General features: G+C 75.6%; 15 protein-coding genes and 1 pseudogene. 7 read left to right on the top strand and 9 right to left on the bottom strand.

All coding sequences use genetic code 11. The annotated features are described in order from the left end of the window. The first annotated feature begins 399 nt into the window (after positions 1 to 399). The 3 genes from ACI2LW_RS32965 (at position 400) to ACI2LW_RS32955 (ending at position 2574) form a co-directional block, all read left to right on the top strand. Positions 400 to 1338 (top strand): PAC2 family protein, encoded by a 939-nt coding sequence (locus tag ACI2LW_RS32965; protein ID WP_404734942.1) that lies wholly within the window; start codon positions 400 to 402, stop codon positions 1336 to 1338. 178 nt (positions 1339 to 1516) lie between these two features. Next, on the top strand, positions 1517 to 2143 hold the full coding sequence (gene coaE, locus ACI2LW_RS32960) for a dephospho-CoA kinase (protein WP_404734941.1): 627 nt from the start codon (positions 1517 to 1519) through the stop codon (positions 2141 to 2143). Positions 2144 to 2193: 50 nt separating this feature from the next. Beyond that, positions 2194 to 2574, top strand: coding sequence for a tetratricopeptide repeat protein (locus ACI2LW_RS32955; protein WP_404734940.1), 381 nt, complete (start codon positions 2194 to 2196; stop codon positions 2572 to 2574). Positions 2575 to 2679: 105 nt separating this feature from the next. Here ACI2LW_RS32955 and ACI2LW_RS32950 read toward each other — a convergent pair whose 3' ends face one another. Next, positions 2680 to 2946, bottom strand: a complete 267-nt coding sequence (locus ACI2LW_RS32950; RefSeq protein WP_404734939.1) for a DUF6343 family protein — start codon at positions 2944 to 2946, stop codon at positions 2680 to 2682. A gap of 186 nt (positions 2947 to 3132) precedes the next feature. Here ACI2LW_RS32950 and ACI2LW_RS32945 point away from each other — a divergent pair, with 186 nt between their 5' ends. Next, positions 3133 to 3570: a DoxX family protein gene (locus ACI2LW_RS32945; RefSeq protein WP_404734938.1), complete on the top strand. Its 438-nt coding sequence runs from the start codon at positions 3133 to 3135 to the stop codon at positions 3568 to 3570. Between the two features lie 241 nt (positions 3571 to 3811). Here ACI2LW_RS32945 and ACI2LW_RS32940 read toward each other — a convergent pair whose 3' ends face one another. Continuing rightward, entirely contained in the window at positions 3812 to 4372 is a 561-nt protein-coding gene (locus ACI2LW_RS32940) for an RNA-binding S4 domain-containing protein (RefSeq protein ID WP_404734937.1), read from the bottom strand. Between the two features lie 72 nt (positions 4373 to 4444). Here ACI2LW_RS32940 and ACI2LW_RS32935 point away from each other — a divergent pair, with 72 nt between their 5' ends. Further along, entirely contained in the window at positions 4445 to 5188 is a 744-nt protein-coding gene (locus ACI2LW_RS32935; protein ID WP_404734936.1) for a uracil-DNA glycosylase, read from the top strand. A gap of 4 nt (positions 5189 to 5192) precedes the next feature. Continuing rightward, positions 5193 to 6207 (top strand): annotated as a pseudogene (locus ACI2LW_RS32930) (alpha/beta fold hydrolase). Positions 6208 to 6234: 27 nt separating this feature from the next. Here ACI2LW_RS32930 and ACI2LW_RS32925 read toward each other — a convergent pair. The 6 genes from ACI2LW_RS32925 to ACI2LW_RS32900 form a co-directional block, all read right to left on the bottom strand. After that, positions 6235 to 6699: a CU044_2847 family protein gene (locus ACI2LW_RS32925; protein ID WP_404734935.1), complete on the bottom strand. Its 465-nt coding sequence runs from the start codon at positions 6697 to 6699 to the stop codon at positions 6235 to 6237. Positions 6700 to 6828: 129 nt separating this feature from the next. Continuing rightward, the gene (locus ACI2LW_RS32920; RefSeq protein WP_404734934.1) at positions 6829 to 8100 is read right to left on the bottom strand and encodes an extracellular solute-binding protein; all 1272 of its coding nucleotides are present in this window, start codon (positions 8098 to 8100) and stop codon (positions 6829 to 6831) included. Between the two features lie 28 nt (positions 8101 to 8128). Continuing rightward, positions 8129 to 9046: a hypothetical protein gene (locus ACI2LW_RS32915; RefSeq protein ID WP_404734933.1), complete on the bottom strand. Its 918-nt coding sequence runs from the start codon at positions 9044 to 9046 to the stop codon at positions 8129 to 8131. Between the two features lie 215 nt (positions 9047 to 9261). Next, positions 9262 to 10710: a VWA domain-containing protein gene (locus tag ACI2LW_RS32910; RefSeq protein ID WP_404734932.1), complete on the bottom strand. Its 1449-nt coding sequence runs from the start codon at positions 10708 to 10710 to the stop codon at positions 9262 to 9264. A 62-nt stretch (positions 10711 to 10772) separates the two neighbouring features. After that, on the bottom strand, positions 10773 to 12761 hold the full coding sequence (locus ACI2LW_RS32905) for a tetratricopeptide repeat protein (protein WP_404734931.1): 1989 nt from the start codon (positions 12759 to 12761) through the stop codon (positions 10773 to 10775). 313 nt (positions 12762 to 13074) lie between these two features. Further along, the gene (locus tag ACI2LW_RS32900; RefSeq protein WP_404734930.1) at positions 13075 to 14790 is read right to left on the bottom strand and encodes a serine protease; all 1716 of its coding nucleotides are present in this window, start codon (positions 14788 to 14790) and stop codon (positions 13075 to 13077) included. Between the two features lie 381 nt (positions 14791 to 15171). Between ACI2LW_RS32900 and ACI2LW_RS32895 the strand changes: the two genes are divergently transcribed. After that, complete coding sequence (locus ACI2LW_RS32895; protein ID WP_404734929.1) at positions 15172 to 15357, top strand: hypothetical protein; 186 nt, start codon at positions 15172 to 15174, stop codon at positions 15355 to 15357. A gap of 497 nt (positions 15358 to 15854) precedes the next feature. On the opposite strand, the gene ACI2LW_RS32890 is transcribed toward ACI2LW_RS32895, so the two are convergent. Continuing rightward, positions 15855 to 17897: an ABC transporter ATP-binding protein gene (locus ACI2LW_RS32890; RefSeq protein WP_404734928.1), complete on the bottom strand. Its 2043-nt coding sequence runs from the start codon at positions 17895 to 17897 to the stop codon at positions 15855 to 15857.

Raw genomic sequence — 17897 nt, 5'->3', positions numbered from 1 at the left:
TCCGGCGGTTCGTACTCCTCCGAGGGCGGCGACAGCTCCGGCGCCCTGGCCTCGGACGAGGCGCTGGCCGCCCTGCGCGAGAAGCTGGCCGGCGGTCAGAGCTGAACGCGCTGACAGGCGCCTGGCACCGGCACTAGGCACCAGCTGAGCTGAGGGCCCGTCCCCCTGGGGGCGGGCCCTCAGACGTGTTCCCGGCCGTTCGCCGGTCGTGTTCCCGGCTGTATCGCCGGCCGCGCTCCTGGCCGTGTTGCCGGCCGTGCTCCTGGCTGCCTCGCCGGCCGCGTCCGCGACCGTGATCGCCGGCCGTCCCGGTTACGGGCCCGTGAATCCGCGGCCGGCCGGGAATGACCACGCCCTGCACCCGGTTGTGCACTACGAACACGAGGAGGAGCGGTCACAGTGCTTGATCCGCAGGGTCTGTACGCATGGGAGCCGAAGGGGCTGGCCGTCGTCGACACGGCGCTGGCCCAGGAATCGGCCGGACTGGTCATGCTTTACCACTTCGACGGATACATCGACGCGGGCGAGACCGGCGACCAGATCGTCGACGGGCTCCTCGACTCGCTGCCCCACCAGCTCGTGGCGCGCTTCGACCACGACCGGCTCGTGGACTACCGGGCCCGCCGCCCGCTGCTCACCTTCAAGCGCGACCGCTGGACGGACTACGAGGAGCCCGCCATCGAGGTGCGTCTCGTCCAGGACGCCACGGGCGCGCCGTTCCTGCTGCTGTCCGGGCCCGAGCCCGACGTCGAGTGGGAGCGCTTCGCGGCGGCCGTACAGCAGATCGTCGAGCGTCTCGGCGTACGCCTGTCGGTCACCTTCCACGGCATCCCCATGGGCGTCCCGCACACCCGGCCCGTGGGCCTGACCCCGCACGGCAACCGCAGCGACCTGGTGCCCGGGCACCGCAGCCCGTTCGAGGAGGCGCAGGTGCCGGGCAGCGCGGCGGCGCTGCTGGAGTACCGCCTGATGGAGGCCGGCCACGATGTGCTCGGCATCGCCGCGCACGTGCCGCACTACATCGCGCGCTCCCCGTACCCGGACGCCGCGCTCACCGCCCTGGAGGCCATCACCTCCGCCACCGGGCTGGTCCTGCCGGGCATCGCCCACTCCCTGCGCAACGCCGCCCACCGCACCCAGACGGAGATCGACCGCCAGATCCGCGAGGGCGACGAGGAACTCACCTCCCTGGTCCAGGGGCTGGAGCACCAGTACGACGCGGCGGCGGGCGCGGAGACACGCGGCAACATGCTCGCCGAACCCGTCGACATCCCGTCGGCGGACGAGATCGGCCGCGAGTTCGAACGGTTCCTGGCGGAGCGGGAGGGCGACAACTGACGCCCTCCCGGGCGTGCCGCGCTCCGGGCCGCCTGGGCGTGCCGTTGGCCGAGGCTGCTCGGGCGTGCCGCCGGCCGGGCCCTCCCGGGCGTGCCGCTGGCCGGGGCTGCTCGGACGTGCCGCCGGTGCGGGCTGCCCGGACCCACCGGCCCCGGAGGCAGGCCCTAAGCTTCCGCTCATGCTGAAAGTGGGCCTGACCGGCGGTATCGGCGCCGGCAAGAGCGAGGTGTCGCGGCTGCTCGTCGAGTGCGGGGCCGTGCTGATCGACGCCGACCGCATCGCGCGCGAGGTGGTCGCGCCGGGCACGCCCGGTCTGGCGGCGGTCGTCGAGGCGTTCGGCCCCGAGGTGCTCACCGAGGACGGCAGCCTGGACCGGCCGCGGCTGGGCTCCATCGTCTTCTCCGACCCCGCCCGGCTCGCCGTGCTCAACTCGATCGTGCATCCCCTGGTCGGCGCGCGCTCCCGCGAGCTGGAGGAGTCCGCGGCCGGGGACGCCGTCGTCGTCCACGACGTCCCGCTCCTCACGGAGAACGGCCTGGCGCCGCTGTACGACCTGGTGATCGTGGTCGACGTCCGCCCCGAGACCCAGCTCGACCGGCTGGTGCGGCTGCGCGGCATGACCGAGGAGGACGCCCGCGCCCGCATGGCCGCCCAGGCCACCCGGGAGGAGCGCCTGAGGATCGCGGACATCGTCATCGACAACGACGTGCCGCTGGAACGGCTGCGGCAGCGGGTGCGGGAGGTGTGGGCGGAGCTGGTCCGCAGGGCCCGGGCGGGGGCGCCGCACGCCGGCGCGGAGGAATAGGGCTGTCCGGCCGGGGCGTTGAACCCCTTCCGTGAGGGAAGGACTCTGCCGTGCCCGAAACCAGCGGTCCGACCGGACGTACTCCGGAGACGCATGTCATAGACTTCCGCGCCGCCGAGCGGCTGCTCGCCGCCCGGGATCCCCGGGGTGCCGTCAAGCTGCTCGACGGAGTCATCGCCGCGCATCCCGAGAACACGGCCGCCCGGCTGCTGCGCGCCCGGGCCTTCTTCGCCGCCGCGCAGCTGCGACCCGCCGAGCTGGAATTCACCGTCGTACTGGAGCGCGAGCCGGACAACGCCTACGCGCACTTCGCCCTCGCCCGCACCTATGAGCGGCAGGGGCGCCACGACCAGGCCAAGCGCCACTTCCGGCTGGCGGCGGCGCTGGACCCCAATCCGCAGTACCTCAAGCACGCCCGCTTCGACACCTGACCGGCGACGCGGCGCCGGGCCGGCCCTCACCGGCACTGGTCCTCAGCGGCGCCGGTCCTCAGCGGCCGGCCCTCCGGCGGCGTCGGCCCTCAGCGGCGTCGGCCCTCAGCGGCGCCGGTCCTCCGGCGGCGGGTACGGCGGGACGTCCGGACCCGGCTGGAAGTGCGGGCCCTGCCGGATGTGCCGGACGACGACCGCCAGGTCGACCGCCATCAGCAGCCACAGCGCCGCGCAGGCGGCCGCCCAGCCGGGCTGCCCGGCCAGCACGAACGCGGCCGTGCCGAAGACCGTCCAGGCCAGCCCCCACACACTCAGCCAGAACCGCGCCCGCAGGGGGCTGCGCGCGGTCGTCGGTTCACTGCCCGTACGCATCGTCGCTCACCGCCCGCCCCTCCGTGCCTGCGTGCCTTCGTGTACCCGCGCGCGCCGGCCGCGAAAGGCGCGCGACCGCGCACGGGAGGAACTCGGGGAGAAAATCCGCCGGACGGCGATGAGTTCCGCGGCCAGGGGCGGTCCACCTCCATGACACCGACCGGACCGCTTCCCCAGGAGAACCCCATGTCGTCCCAGACCAGCGCCTCCGTCCCGCAGACCGTCCCGGCCGCCCGCGGACGCCGTGCCGCCCGGATCGCCCTGCGCGTGGTGCAGGTGCTCCTCGCCCTGTTCTACGCCTTCGCGAGCGCCCTGCCCAAGCTCATCGCGCACCCGTCGGCCGTCGAGGCCTTCGACCGGATGGGCTGGGGCAGTGCGGGCATGTACGCGATCGGGATCCTGGAGCTGGCCGGGGGCGTCGCCCTGGTGATCCCGGTGCTCCAGTCGCTCGCGGCGATCGCGCTGAGCGCCCTGATGGTGGGCGCGTTCATCGTCCAGCTCACCGTCTTCGACGGGCAGAACGCCGCGACCCCGCTGATCCTGATCGTGCCCCTCGCGGTCATCGCCTGGGCCCGGCGGGACCACAACGCCGAGCTGCTGCGGCTGGTGAGGCGACGGGCGTAACGCGGGCGCGCGACCGCCGGCCGGCGCGGCACAGGACGGCGCGACCGTCGGGCGGCACCACCGCGAGGCGGCGGGGCCACAGGCCGGTGCGACGGCCGACCGGTTCGACCCCAGGCCGGTTCGACCCCAGGCCGGTTCGACCCCAGGCCGGCGCGACCGCAAGGCCGGCATCACCGTAAGGCGGTGGGACCGCCCCCCGGGTGACCGGCGGCGCCCACGGGGCCCGCCGGTCACCGGATCGTCAGTGTTCCCGCGGGCGGCCGCCGAGGCCGCCCGCGTCGCGCAGCCGCTCCAGGTCGCGCAGCCGTTCCAGCTCACGGCGGTCGCGCTTGGTGGGGCGGCCCGCGCCGCGGTCGCGCACCCCGATCGGCGCGACGGCCTCGCGGGGCGGGGGCGGCGGGGAGTTGTCGACGTAGCACTGGGCGGCCACCGGAGCCCCGACCCGCTTGCGGATCAGCCGCTTGACGACGACGACCCGTTCGCGGCCCTCGTGCCGCAGACGCACCTCGTCGCCCACGCGCACGGAGTGCGCGGGCTTCACCCGCTCCCCGTTCACCCGGACGTGGCCGCCGCGGCAGGCGGTGGCGCCGACGGAGCGGGTCTTGACGAGGCGCACGGCCCAGATCCAGCTGTCGATCCGCACGGTCTCACCGCTCGCCGGAGCGGCCGCCTCGGCCGCGGCGACGGCGGCGGCGACCTTCGGATCGACCGCGGCGTCCGCCGCCCCGGCGGAGCCGGGCGCGGTGCCCGCCGGGCCGGCCGGCCCGCGGTCCTTGTCGTCCTCGTCGTCCTCGGAATCCATGCCCCGACCTTAACCGCCCCCTCCCGCCCCTCCGCGTGAATTTCCGTCGCCCAGTGGTCCTACGGTGGAGGCATGGACAGCAGCGGCCTCGCCGCCCTCGACCGGCGGATCACCGAATGCCGGGCCTGCCCGCGGCTGGTCGCCTGGCGGGAAGAGGTGGCCCGCACCAAGCGGGCGGCGTTCGCCGACTGGACGTACTGGGGCCGGCCGGTGCCGGGCTTCGGCCCGGCGGACGCCCGCCTGCTGATCGTCGGGCTCGCTCCGGCCGCGCACGGCGGCAACCGCACCGGGCGCATGTTCACCGGCGACCGCTCCGGCGACGTCCTGTACGAGGCGCTGTACGACCTGGGACTCGCCTCGCAGCCCACGTCGACCTCCGCCGACGACGGCCTGGAACTGCGCGGTGTACGGATCACCTCGCCGGTGCACTGCGCACCGCCCGCCAACAGGCCGACGCCCGGAGAGCGGAACACCTGCCGGCCCTGGCTGGTCCAGGAACTGCGGCTGCTGCGGCCCACCCTGCGGGCGGCGGTGGTGCTGGGCGCCTTCGGCTGGCAGGCGGCGCTGCCGGCGTTCGCCGAGGCGGGCTGGACGGTGCCGCGGCCCCGGCCGGTCTTCGCTCACGGGACCCGCGTCCCGCTCGGCGGCCTCGACCTCTTCGGCTGCTTCCACGTCAGCCAGCGCAACACCTTCACCGGCAAGCTCACCCCGGCGATGCTCCGGGAGGTCCTGCGCACCGCGGCCGACGCCGCCGGCCTGCCGCCCGAGGACACCGGAAACCGGGGGGACGGCGGCGCGGCACCGCCGCTACGGTGACCGGATGGGCCTGTATCCGGAGACCGAGCCGTACGACCAGGGCATGCTCGACGTCGGTGACGGCAACCGGATCCACTGGGAGACGTGCGGCCGGCCGGACGGCAAACCGGCGCTGATGCTGCACGGCGGGCCGGGCTCCGGCTGCACCCCCGGCCACCGGCGCTACTGCGACCCGGACGCGTACCGCATCGTTCTGCTGGACCAGCGCGGCTGCGGGCGCTCCACCCCCCACGCGAGCGCCCCCGGCACCGACATGAGCGTCAACACGACGGCCCACCTCGTCGCCGACCTCGAACTCCTGCGCCGCCATCTGGGCATCGAGAGGTGGCTGGTGTGGGGGGGCGTCCTGGGGGTCGGTGCTGGCGCTGAGATACGCGCAGACACATCCCGCCGCCGTGTCCGAACTGGTGCTGACCGCGGTCGCGACCGGTTCCGACGCCGAGGTGGAACTGCTGACCCGCGGCCTGGGCAGGCTCTTCCCGGACGCCTTCGAGAGGTTCCTCGCCGGACTGCCCGAAGGCGACCGCCAAGGGAACCTCGCGGCGGCCTACAACCGGCTGATCGAGTCGCCCGACCCGGCGGCGCGGGAACGCGCGGCGCGCGCCTGGACCGACTGGGAGACGGCGATCGTCCCCGCGCCGCCGCGCTCCGTCCCGCGCTTCGAGGACCCGGTGTTCCGCATGGGCTTCGCCCGCACCGTCACCCATTACTTCGGCAACGGTCACTTCCTCGGCGAGGGCGGCCCGGGTGGCGAGGGCGGCCCGGGTGGCGAGCGCGGCCGGGGTGGCGAGGGCGGCCAGGGCGTGGTGCTGCGCGACGCACACCTGCTCGCAGGCATTCCCGGGACCCTCGTCCAGGGCAGTCTCGACCTCGGCAATCTGCTCGGCACCGTCTGGCGGCTCCACCACGCCTGGCCGGACAGCGAACTGGTCGTCGTGGACGAGGCCGGACACGACGCGGGCGCGCCCGGAGTGGTGGACGCGCTGGTGGCGGCCACCGACAAGTACGCCACCCGGTGACGCGCGCCGCGGCCCTCGGCGGCCCGGTCAGGAGGACGCCGGGTCCGCGGCGCCGGGGTCGCCGGTGCTGGTGGCGCCGTCGCCGGGGTCGCCGTCGCGGGTGCCGGGGCCTCCCGTGACCGTACGCGTGGCGGCGGGGGGTGCGCAGTCCTGGCGCACGGTGCCGGGGTCCGCGGCCGGGCCGCCGGACCAGCGCAGGCTGACGTCCAGGTGGGCGCCGGTCTTGGTGCCGGCGATGATCGCGCCGAGACTGGCGTCGAGCGTGACGCCGAAGGTGATCTCCACCTCCTCGGGGCGGTGGGCGAGGGCGCGGAACTCGCCGATGACCTCGGCGGCGGCGGAGGTGATCGGCCGGAGCGCCTGGCGCAGGGTCCGCTCCGCGGTCTCCAGCCGGCTCCCGAGGCCCACGGCCCCGGTGCCGGCGGCGCGGGCGGGCGGGGCCACGAGGACGACGGTTCCGTCGGAGAGGGTGAACTGCACTGCGTCCGGCATGGGCTTCCTCTGCTGGTCGGTCGGGCACGGTCTCGGTCGGCCGCGGGCGGGGCGGGGGAGGGGACGGGGCCGGGGAGGGGGAGGTGACGGGACAGGGCGGAAGGAAAAGGGGGACGGGAGGCGGCGGGGTCAGGGAGTGGCGCAGAGGCGGTCGGCGGGGACGGGGGAGCGGCCCGCGCCGCCCAGCCTGCTCTGCAGCCGGTCCAGCTTGGCCAGGAGAGCCGTGGGGTCCAGGCCGGCCTGCGTCGCGTAGGTGAGCACGGCCCGGTAGAAGGCGGCGGACATGTCGGGCGCCATGGCGTCGGCCGCGCCGAAGCACAGGGTGTGGCCCGAGCCCGGCCGGAGCAGTGCGGCGACCCGCTGCTGCACGCCGCCGTTGCGGTAGCGCGTCACGCCGGTGTTGGCGGAGAACGCGTAGCCTCCGGGCTGGTCCACCCACGCCTGCTGCGCCTGACGGCCCGCGAGGTAGGCGGCGAGCGCGTCGGCGTCCGGGTTGCCGTCGGTGAACTTTCCGACGAAGTCCGCCGACACCTCCAGCCGGCGCGTCCCGGAGGAGGGCAGGAAGTCGTACAGCCCGTGCTGCACGTCCGCCGGGTGGAAGCCCATCGCGGACAGCGCCCCGTGGGCGAGCGAGCACTGGGGCGGCTCCTTCGTCATGCCCCCGGCGGCCTCGCTGAACATCCGCGTGGAGGCGTCCTTCGCGCCCGCGCCCACCCGGTCGCGCCAGCCGCGCCAGGCCCCGGAGACGTCCTTCCAGGGCCGTCGGCCCGACAGCCACTGCTCGTAGGCGCCGGTGCCCTTCTGCGCGAGCACCAGGTCGGCGATCCAGTCGGCGCCCGGCCAGCCGGAGGTCGGCCCCGACTCCAGCCCCAGGCACCAGGCGCCGCGGTGCCGCTCGGCGAAGGACTCCAGGCCGGCCGGGTCCGACGGCCGGCCGACCACCGACGGCCGGAACCACACCAGGCTCTTGACGTCCACCTTGACCGGCAGCGCGTAGACCTTGCCGCCGACCTTCGTCAGCCCCTGGAACGGCTGCAGGAAGGCGTCCGCGGAGTCCGTGGTGTCCGCGGTCCCTCCCAGCGGCTTGAGACCCCTGTCGCGGTCCGCGTAGGTGTAGATGGCCCCGACGCTCGGCAGGATGGCCAGGTCGGGCGGCGCGCCGGCGCCCACGGCGGCGTCGAGCTGCTGGGTCAGCGCCCGGGTGACCTGGATGTTCACCCGGACGCCGGTGTTCTTCTCGAACGTCCTGACCACGGCGTGGAAGGCCGCGAACTCGTCGCCGGACCAGGGCACCATGATGGTCACGCTGTCGTCGCGCCGGCCGCCGCCGCAGCCGGCCGCGGCCAGCAGCAGCGCGAGGACCAGGACTCCCCGGGTGAGACGGGACAGCAGCCTTCTCATGACCGTCCTCGTGATCGCTCGGCCGTCGTCATGATCGCGGGAACCTGTACTCGGCGAGGCGGGGACGGTAGCCCAGCCAGGCCAGGACACCGGCCGCCGTCAGCAGGGCCAGCGCGCACGCCGTGGTCGCGGGCGCCGCGAACAGCGTGTGCGCGCCGGGGCGGTCCGCCGCGTACCGGCACAGGACGCTGGTCGTGACGCCCACGGCCGCGGTGGCCGGCAGCGCGAGCAGCAGGTGCGGGCCGACGTACCGCCGGAAGTGGCGCGCCACGATGTCGGCCGTGGCCAGCACGCAGAGGAGCATGACGGCCGTCGGCCCGAGGAGCAGGGACCAGACGTGGGCCGGGTCCAGCCAGTTGGAGTTCTGCTGCCGGGCCAGCGCCTGCCGCTGCTGGTGTTCGAGGTCGGCGAGCGAGGTCAGCAGGCCACCCGTGTAGGGGATGGGCAGGCCGGTCGCGCGGTCCACCTCCTGCGGGGCGGTCAGCGCCTGGCGGGCGGCCTCCAGACCGGCCGGGCCGCTGCGGTCGTAGTCGCGCACCGCGGTGTCGGCCAGTTGCACGCAGGTGGTCAGCTGGCCCTGGACGAACTGGATCCGTATCAGGCCCTGCCGGCCGTCCGCGTTGCCCTCGGTCGCCGACGTCACCAGGGAGTTCACCCGGGCGGTGGAGTTGGCGAACTCCGTGCCGGTGCCGATGAGGGGGACCTGTCCGGTGCCGGCGGCGTCGCGCAGCGCCGTGTTGGCCCGGGCGGCCTCGCGGCGGGCGTCGTGGAGGTCGCGCACGGCCGCCTCGGTGTGCCCGGCGGCGCTGATCTGGCGGCCGGCCTGGGCCGACACCAGCAGGTACAGCAGGGCGGTGGCCAGCACCATCGCCAGTACGCAGGCGCGCAGCCGGCGCAGCACGGTGGTCGGATGGGTCGCGCGCAGCCGCGCGCGCCGGGCCGCCACCGCGTGCCGTAAGGAGCGGCGGGGGCCCCGCGTCCCGCGGCCGCTCACGTCACCCGGCCCAGGCACGCCGCCTCCGACGCCGCCGCCACCGTGTCCAACGTCACCGTGTCCAACGCCACCGCCCCTGACGCCACCGCGTCCGACGCCACCGCCCCCGACGCCACCGTCCCCGGTGCCGGCCGCGGTCACGCTTCCCGGCCCCGTTCCGGCCCCGCTCATGAGGCGTCCAGCGGTGCGTCGTTCACCGGCAGGTCGCCGAAGCGGTGGCCGCACTCCTCGCAGAACTTGGCGGTGCCCGTCGACGCCGTCGTACCGCAGCGCGGGCACGACGGAGGCAGTACGCCGTCGCCGGGCGGTGCCTGCGGCTCCACCGTCTCGAGCGGCGGGGCGGCGGTCCTGGTCGACTCCAGACCGAGCCGCTGCATGTGGCCGCGGGAGGCGTCGCGGCGCACCCGCAGCAGTCCGTCGCCGCCGGTCGTGGCGACCGAGCGGAGCAGCCGCAGCCGGGCGATGTCCCGGAGTTCCTCCGCCAGCCCCACCGCGATGCGCAGCTCCCGGTCCGCCCGGTCGAAGTCCCCGCGCTGCTGGGCGTCGGCGCAGGCCCGCATCGCCATGCCGAGTTCGCGCTCGTTCTCCACCCGGGTGAGGTCGGGGGAGCGGGGGATCCCGAACCCGGGCGAGGCCCGCCGCCGCACCACCATGGAACGCGTCTCGGAGCACGGCCGGAGCGTCCCGTCGGGGCCCTCGGCGTGCAGGGTGACGCGGGCCGCCCGCAGGTTCTCGTCGACGGTCAGCGCCTCGGGGTCGAACCGCAGCGACACCTGGTACTGGCGGGCCTCCCCGGGCGACCAGGAGCCGAGCGGCACATGGATCTCACCGTCGCGGTGCTGACGCGCCGTCAGTTCGGCCTCGACGGGCCGGGTCCTGCGCACGAAGTCCAGCCGGAACCGCTTGTTGAGGCGCAGCCCCAGGTACACCCGGGCCACGGCGATGCGCTGCGCCTGCCGGACGAGCCGGGTGAAGTCCTCGGTGAGGTCGGAGATCGTGACGACGGCCTCGGCGCCGCCGTGCAGCGCCTCCGTGATCCGCAGCAGCTCCGTGTAGTTCCAGTCCTCGCCCAGCCCGCGGGCGTCGCACACGAACCGGTCGGTGCACGCCTGGAGCACGGCGCCCAGCTGCTCGGGCGTCTCGTGCTCGTCCTTGCCGTCGGTGTACAGCACCGCGTGGCGCACCGCGCCCGGGTCGGACACCGTGGCGAACATCCGGTCGGCGCAGGCCAGCCACTGCCCGATGGCCGTCCCGCCCGCGGCGATCTGCGCGGCGACGTGCGCCTTCGCGGCCTGCCTGGCGGCGGCGTCGACACGGGCCAGGCCGCCGCCCGGCGGGAAGACCACCTCGGCCCCGTGATGACCGGCGACGACCCCCAGGTACGTGCCGTCGCGCAGGGTGTCGACGGCCGCGCACACCGCGCGCTTGGCCTCGTCCAGCTTGCCCCGGCCGGCCATGGACAGCGACCGGTCCATGATCAGGACCTCGGCGGCCGGCGTCCGCGGACCCGCCCGGTCCGGGGAACCCGCCCTGACGGTGACGAGGGCGTCCGCGCGCGTCTCGTCGTGGCCGAGATCCGCGGGCGCGTCCAACTCGACGCCGAAACCGAGACCCAAGGGCGACCTGTCCCCCACCGGCACCACCCTGACCGCGTCGCTGCGTGTCCGTGTGTAACGCATCAACAGCTTAGCGTGCCGGCGGTGCGCCCGGAACGGGAGTGACGGCCCGCCCGGCGCCGTCCCGCCCGCGGCCAACGCACCGGCGGGCGAAGCCGGTTGGCCAGGTCGACCAGGGCGACGTAGTCCCGTTCGGAGGGGGTGTGCGCGGCCAGCGCGCGGACCGCCTCCGACAGCTGGAGCCGGTCGCGGCCGTGCGCGAACCACGCGTACTCGATCTCCGCCCGCAGCGAGGCGGACGCGGCCTCGTCCACATCGAGCCCGGCCACCGCCGCACGGGCCCGCCCGATGTCGTCCGCCGTCGGGGCGGCGGCCCGCGCCGCGAGCACGGTGACGAGCAGCCGTACGGCCGCGATGCGCGCCTCGCGCTCGTCGCGGAACTCCTGGGCCAGCCGCTCGGCCGTGGCCACGGCCTCCGCGCGCCGGCCGGCCAGCAGGTGCACCCGGGCCAGGCCGAACCCGGCCGCGCCGAGCGCGGGGGTGGTCGCGAACACCGTGCCGTAGTGGGAGCGGGCGGTCTCCAGGTCGTCGGGCCCGCCGCGCAACTCGGCGCACAGGCCGAGCGCGAGCTGGGGGACCAGTTCCCCCGGGAGGGTTCTTCGTACGTCGGTGAAGCAGCCGGTGGCTCTCGCCGCGTCCGCACGTGCGAGCGCGATCAGCCCCGCGTACCAGGAGCGCAGCCAGTGCCAGCCGGGCAGGTCCGCGCGTGCCAGCGCCCGCTCGGCGGCGTCGACGTCACGCCGGCGCAGCGCGAGCCGGCTCTCCGCCAGCGCGGCGCCGGCGGCGTCGGGCACCGGGTCGTCGGGGTCGGACAGCGGCGCGGGCAGCGCGCCGGCGACGTCGAGGGCCCGCGGGGCGCCGAAGGCCGGCTCCGTCGACAGCACCGCGTCCTCGTCCGCCGCCGCCCGGACCCAGTGGCCGAGCGGACGCGCCGCGCCGAGCCCGCCGTGCAGGGGCTCCGTCATCGAGCCGAACAGGGCGGAGGGGCGCGTGACCTGACGGCCCGTCGGGGACGCCGCCACGATCTGCCGGATCACCCCGCTCAGCTGCTCCCCGAACTGCCGTGCCGAGACGAAGCGCCGCCGGGGCTCGGCGGTGTCCGTGGCCCGGTCCAGCAGCAGCATCAGCGAGTCCACGCCGGGCGCCGCACGGTCGGCGCCGTGCGCGCGGCACACCTCCCTGAGCGTCATGCCGAGGCCGTACAGGTCGAAGCCCGCGGTGGGCCGTGCGTGCTCCGGATCGCCCTCCGGAGGGGCGTACGCCCTGGTGTACGCCACGACCGGCCCGGTGTCCTTGTCCCGCGAGCGCACCGCGCCGAAGTCGATCAGCCGCACCCGGTCCAGCGGCCCGCCCGCTCCCTCCTCCCGGTGGCGGATGATGTTCAGCGGTTTGACGTCGCAGTGCAGCAGGCCCCTGGCGTGCAGGTAGTCCAGCGCCTGCAGGACGCGGATGCCGTGCCCGAGCAGGGTCTCGAGGCGGTCGCCGTCCCGCGCGGACAGCGGCTCGCCCGGCACGTACTCGAGCACCAGGTGCGGGCCCTCCGGTTCGTAGCCCAGGATGCGGACGATGCTGTCGTGCCGCAGCCCCACCAGTACGTCCCGCTCGTGCTCCGCGGTGGCGGCCACCGACCGGTTCAGCGCCTTGAGCACGACGGGCGTGTCCAGGTTGCGGTCGTGCGCCAGATACGCCGCGCCGTAGGCGCCCGAGCCGAGGACCCGCTCGACCGCGTAGCGGCCCGCTACGGTCAGCCCGCGCGGCTCGGCGAAGTCGTAGCGGGTGCCGCAGTGGGCGCAGTAGCCGGCGGCCCGGCCGGGCCGGCCGTCCCGGCCACGCCCGACCGGCCGGCCGCAGCCGGGGTTGGGGCAGTAGCGGTGCTCCTCGGCGACCGGGCCCGCCGCGTGCGACGGCGTGCCGGGCGGGCCGGGGACCGGGCCGGCGGCGATCAGCTCCAGGCCGTACCAGGGGTCGGGCCGCACCGGCGCCACACCCACGCTCGCACATGGCGCGCCCGCGCCCGCGCCGGGGCCGGCCCCCGCGCCGGCCCCGGGCCGCCCGGCCCCGGTCGCGGCCGTGGGCCCGCTCCCGGGCGACGCGGGGGAACCTGCCCCGGCGCGGTCCGGTCCGGCGCCGCCCGCACCTCCGGCACCACGCGCACCTCGGGCGCCCCCGGCGCCTCGGGTGTCCCCGGCACCCGCGCCCCCGGCGCGGTCCGGGGGCAGCGGCTCCCGGTCGCACTCGGTGCAGAAGCCGCTCTCGTCGATCTCTCCCCGGCCGCAGTCGGGACGATTGCACCTCTTCACGCCGTCACCCTCCCTCGATCCGGCGGTCGACCTCGTCGGCATAGCGCCTGACCAGCGCCCCGGCGGAGGTCAGGTCGATCGGTACGGTCCCCAGCGCCCGGGCGGCCGGTGCGTGCAGCTCGGCGAGCCTGCGGTCCTCGTCCCCGAAGAACCGGGCGGCTCGCACCCGGTGCAGCTCCAGAGCGGTGACGAGGTCCTCGTAGGCCCGGATCATGCGCCGCAGGGCACGCTCGTGGCGTCCGGCCTCGTCGTGCGCCCGGACCGCCTCGTCGTGCAGGGCGGCGAGTTCCGGGTTCGGCTCCGTCGTGCGGGCGACGGCCAGCCGGACCCGCAGGCGCGGAGCCGCGGCGTGCGGCGGCCGGGGAGCGCCGAAGAACCGGGTGCCCCACTCCTCGTGCAGCCGCGCCGCCTTCTCCTCGGCGGCGGCCAGCCGTGCGACGGCCGCCTGGGTCTGTGCCGGGGTCACCCGCCGGGACACGGCACCGTGCAGCGGGTCCGGGTCGAGCGAGACGTCGTAGGGCAGATCGTCCGGCGGACGGTCCACGAAGCCCAGCACCAGACGCATCCCGCGCGAGCGCGCCCGCAGGGCCAGCGGCCCCAGCAGCTCCCGCACGAGCGCCGCCGGGTCCGCGGCCCGGTCGACGCCGCCCACCACCACACAGGCGGGGGGCCGGCGGCGCAGCAGCCGGCGCACCACCTCCCGGGCGGAACCGCCGCCGAGCCCGAACCGGCCGGACAGGTAGTCGCACACCTCCGTGACGGACCGGCCGCGCGCGTCGTAGGCGGCGTCGATCGAGCCGAGCCCGAGGACCGTGTCCCCGGGCGCCTCGGTGAGCTCCTCGTCGGAGGCGCCCGCCCGGGCCGCCGGGTCGGCCGTGCGCACCAGACGCACCAGCCAGGAGGACCCCACCCCGGTCGTCCCGCCGGTGCCGACGACGACGGTGCCCGCCCAGCCGCCGTGCAGCAGCCGGGTGAGTTCCTGGGTCAGGGCGAGCCGCAGCGGGTCGCCGAGCACGTCGCCGGGCGGCTCGCTGCCGTACGGCCCGAGCTCGTCGGCGCGGTCGCCGCCGGTGAACTCCGCGATCCGCGGCAGATACGACAGCACCGTCTCCGTGGGCAGCATCCAGGCCGCACGGGCGTCGCCGTTGACGTAGTCGGCCACCACCATCCCGATGACGTGGTCCTCGAACTCGCCCTCCCGCGCCACCACCCCCGCACCCGAATAGCCCCTCTCGATCCAGGGATCGCCGGAGCGCAGGCGCCTGAGCAGCCCCCACTCGCCCTCCCGGCCGCCGGCGCCCGCCAGCTCCGCGTCCGTCCAGATCCCGTACGGCTCGGCCTCCGGGAAGCCGTACACGCTCACCCTGACGCCGGAGATGGGCACCTTCCACAGCGTGGTCCGGGTGCCGCACGGCGCGGGCTCGTCCAGCTCCAGCAGGGCCACGTCGCCGCGGCGCGTGCCGTCCTCGTGCACCCACGAGCCGGGCGCGACGTGCGCGGTGGCCGTCCACTCGGGCCGGCAGGCCACGCTGGTGATCCGCACTCCGGGCGCCGTGCCGCCGGGCGCCGTGCCGCCGGGCGCCGCCCCGGCGTACCGGACGACGTGTGCGCAGGTCAGGACATGGCGGTCGTCGAGCAGCACCCCGGCTCCGCACGGTCTCCCCCGCTCGTCGTCCACCCTCACCCGCCACGGATCATCCCTGTGGTGATGCACCGCCATGGTCCTACGGTATGGCAACTGCCGTCCCATGCGCCCGAGTTGTCGTCCGGCGGTACATTTGCGCCGCCTCTGTGCAAATAGTGCATACAGCGTATGAACGGCCATGACGCGACTCCGTGCGATCCGCGCGATCCGCGTGATCCGCGCGATCCGCGCGATCCGTGAGCCCGAGGGCGATCAGGTGGCGCGGGGGCGACGGGGGAGTGAACACGAGGGGTGCGGGACAGGCTGCGCAAGGTAATCGGCGGGGCCGAAAGTGTGAGGTGGGACCCACTTTTGGCGTGCGACGGTGTCAAGTACGTCTCAGTACCGTCACCGGCCGAGACGCACGGGCCGTGCTTGGCGTTTATTTCTCTGAGTACAGCTACATGGAGGTGCAGGGTGAACGGGCGAACGGTGCTCGAGCGCTTTCCCGCCGGCGGTCCGCGCGGGTCGTGGCCGGCGGAGGAGTTCGCGCATGCGCGGCGTCTGGAGGGCCTGCCCGCAGAGGTCGTGATGGACCTCGCGACGGATACGTTCCTGGTGATCGTCCGCGGCGGCGAGAGCGGCGGTGACGCCACTGCGTGACGCGGGCGTGCCCGGTGCGCGCCGGGCCGTCCCTCCCCGCGCGTGCTACGAGGCGCGGAGGCGCGACCGGGCCGCGTGCGGGGGTTGCCCGGATCGCCGCCCGTCCGGCGCGGTCAGCCCGCCGGTGCCGTCAGCCGGCCGCTGCCGTCAGCCCGCATCCGAGCCCGGCACGTTCGAGGCCGGAACGCTCGACCCCGCCGCACCGGACCCGCGTGCGTCTGCCCTGGGCACTCCCGTCCCGGGCACGCCTGCCCCGAGCGCGTCCGAGCCGGTGATCTCCGGCTCGGACGCGCCCGTCCTGGTGATCTCCAACCCGCGTACGTCTGCCCCGGCCCCTCCCGGCCGGGGTACATCTGCCCCGGCCCTTCCCGGCCCGGGCACACCGGTCCGGGCGACGCGGGTCTGAGCCACGCGGGTCTGAGCCACGCCGGTCCGGGAGATCCCGGCCGGAGGCGCGTCGGCCGCCTGCAGGCCGGCCGGAGACGCGCAGACCGGAGTCACCTCGGCCCCCGTGCGCCTGCCGCCTGCGCGCCCGCCGCGGGCGTACCGGCGCCCGGCGCGGCCGAATCCGTCGCGGCCGAATCCGCCGGCGCGGCCGGATCCCGCACCGCCGGCGCGAACTGCGCCGCCTGCAGCGCGTACAGCTCCGCGTAGAGGCCGCCGGCGGCCAGCAGCTCGTCCGGCGGGCCCGATTCCACCAGCCGTCCCTGGTCCAGGACGTGCACCAGGTCGGCGTGGCGCACGGACGCCAGCCGGTGCGTGATCAGCACCACCGTCTGGCCGCCGGCGGCCAGCCGCCTGATTCGTTCGAACACCTCCAGCTCGGCCCGCGCGTCCAGCGCCGCGGTCGGCTCGTCCACGATCAGGATGCGACCGCGCCGGTAGGCGGCCCGCGCGATGCCGAGCCGCTGCCACTGCCCCCCGGACAGCTCGTGCCCACCGCTGAAGTGGCGCGCCAGCAGGGTGTCCAGGCCCCGCGGCAGATCCGCGACCACCTCCTGCGCGCCCGCGTCGGCGACCGCCGAGGCCAGCCGCTCCTCGGTCAGCGGCACCGAGGAGCGGCCCACCGCCACGTTGACCCGCGCCGTGAACGGCCAGCGCTTGAAGTCCTGCGCCACCATCGCGATGCGCTCCGCCAGCTCCCCCCGGTCGGCCGACGCCGCGTCCACGCCGTCCCACAGGACACGCCCCCGGTCCGGCCGGTACAGCCCGGCCAGCAGCTTGACCAGGGTCGTCTTGCCCGAGCCGTTCTCGCCGACCAGCGCGACGATCCGGCCGAGCGGAATGCTCAGGGTCACGTCGTCGAGGGCCGGGCGCGCCGCCTCGCCCGGATAGCCGAACGTGACGTTCTCGAAGCGGATCTCGCGCGGGTCCTCCGGCAGCGGCCCGCCGCCCACCGGAATGGCCCGCTTCGCCGCCTCCTCGTACAGGCGCTGCAGATCGCCCACGAAGAGGGCCTCCTCGTGCAGCTGGTTGACCTCCAGGACCAGGGTGTCCAGGCTCGCGGAGCCGGTGCGGATCGCGATCACCGCCGTGCCCGCCACGGACAGCGCCATCGCCCCGGCCAGCAGCAGCGCGCCGAGCGTCGCGTACGTCGCGACGGTCGCCAGTCCCGTCCAGGCCGCCGCCCACAGCCCGGTGCGCGCGGCCAGCCGGGCCAGCCGCGCCTGCTCGGCCTCCGCGGTCTCCGACATCGCCCGGAAGTGGTGCAGCAGGAACGGGCCCACCCCGTGCACCCGGATCTCCGGGGCGGCCTGCGGCTCGGTGAGCAGCTCGCTGAGCAGGTGTCCCGCGCGGGCGTGCTGCACCCAGGTGTGGAAGGACTCGTAACGGCGGCGCGCGTTCGTCAGGGCGCTCCAGGCACTGGGCAGGGTCATGGTCGCCAGCAGCGGCAGCAGCACCGGGTGCAGCACGGTCAGCACGCCCGCCGCCGCGGCCAGCGAGATCATCGCGTTCACGACGCGCGTGCCGTACATGATCATCCGACGGGCGGAGGCGGCGCCGTACTGCGCGGTGTCCAGCAGCTTGTGGAACGCGTGGTCCTCGATCGCGGCCAGCTCCACCGACGCCGCACGCTCCAGGTACAGCTCCGTGGCCACCCGCTCCACCTTGGGCTCGAGCCGCCCGGTCGCATACGTCGACGCCGCCCGCAGCAGCGCGCCGAGCAGCGTCATCGCCGCCATGGTGACCAGCGCGGGAACCGCGCCGCGCAGCCGGTCCTGCAGCGCGCCCCCGGCGATCAGGCGGCCCAGCACGCTGTTCACCGCGAGCAGGCTCACCGCCTGCGCCAGACCCCGGACCGCCTCGGCGCTCAGCACCGTGCGGGTGGCCCGCCGGTCGGCCTGCCGGGCGAGCCGGAAACTGGAGGCCAGCAGCCCGGGCAGCCGCCGCACCATGCCCCGGAAGTTCAGTTCCAGGAAGGCCTCGCGGTGCTGGCTCCAGCCGGTGTCGTAGCGCAGCGGGCCACCGAAGAGCAGCCGCTCCGACTCCGACACCTCGGGCCCGGCCGTCCCGCTGCCCTGCTCGCGCCTCGCTCCCAC

It is taken from the genome of Streptomyces sp. NPDC004065, from assembly GCF_044903565.1.
Lineage (GTDB): Bacteria > Actinomycetota > Actinomycetes > Streptomycetales > Streptomycetaceae > Streptomyces.
Note: the sequence above shows the minus strand (reverse complement) of the source record. Positions and strands in the feature narration are given on the sequence as shown.

Excerpts from the sequence above, each read along its gene's own strand:
- coaE (WP_404734941.1), top strand. The coding sequence starts at position 1,517 with ATGCTGAAAGTGGGCCTGACCGGCGGTATCGGCGCCGGCAAGAGCGAG.
- ACI2LW_RS32950 (WP_404734939.1), bottom strand. The coding sequence starts at position 2,946 with ATGCGTACGGGCAGTGAACCGACGACCGCGCGCAGCCCCCTGCGGGCG.
- ACI2LW_RS32945 (WP_404734938.1), top strand. The coding sequence starts at position 3,133 with ATGTCGTCCCAGACCAGCGCCTCCGTCCCGCAGACCGTCCCGGCCGCC.
- ACI2LW_RS32940 (WP_404734937.1), bottom strand. The coding sequence starts at position 4,372 with ATGGATTCCGAGGACGACGAGGACGACAAGGACCGCGGGCCGGCCGGC.
- ACI2LW_RS32935 (WP_404734936.1), top strand. The coding sequence starts at position 4,445 with ATGGACAGCAGCGGCCTCGCCGCCCTCGACCGGCGGATCACCGAATGC.
- ACI2LW_RS32925 (WP_404734935.1), bottom strand. The coding sequence starts at position 6,699 with ATGCCGGACGCAGTGCAGTTCACCCTCTCCGACGGAACCGTCGTCCTC.
- ACI2LW_RS32920 (WP_404734934.1), bottom strand. The coding sequence starts at position 8,100 with ATGAGAAGGCTGCTGTCCCGTCTCACCCGGGGAGTCCTGGTCCTCGCG.
- ACI2LW_RS32900 (WP_404734930.1), bottom strand. The coding sequence starts at position 14,790 with ATGGCGGTGCATCACCACAGGGATGATCCGTGGCGGGTGAGGGTGGAC.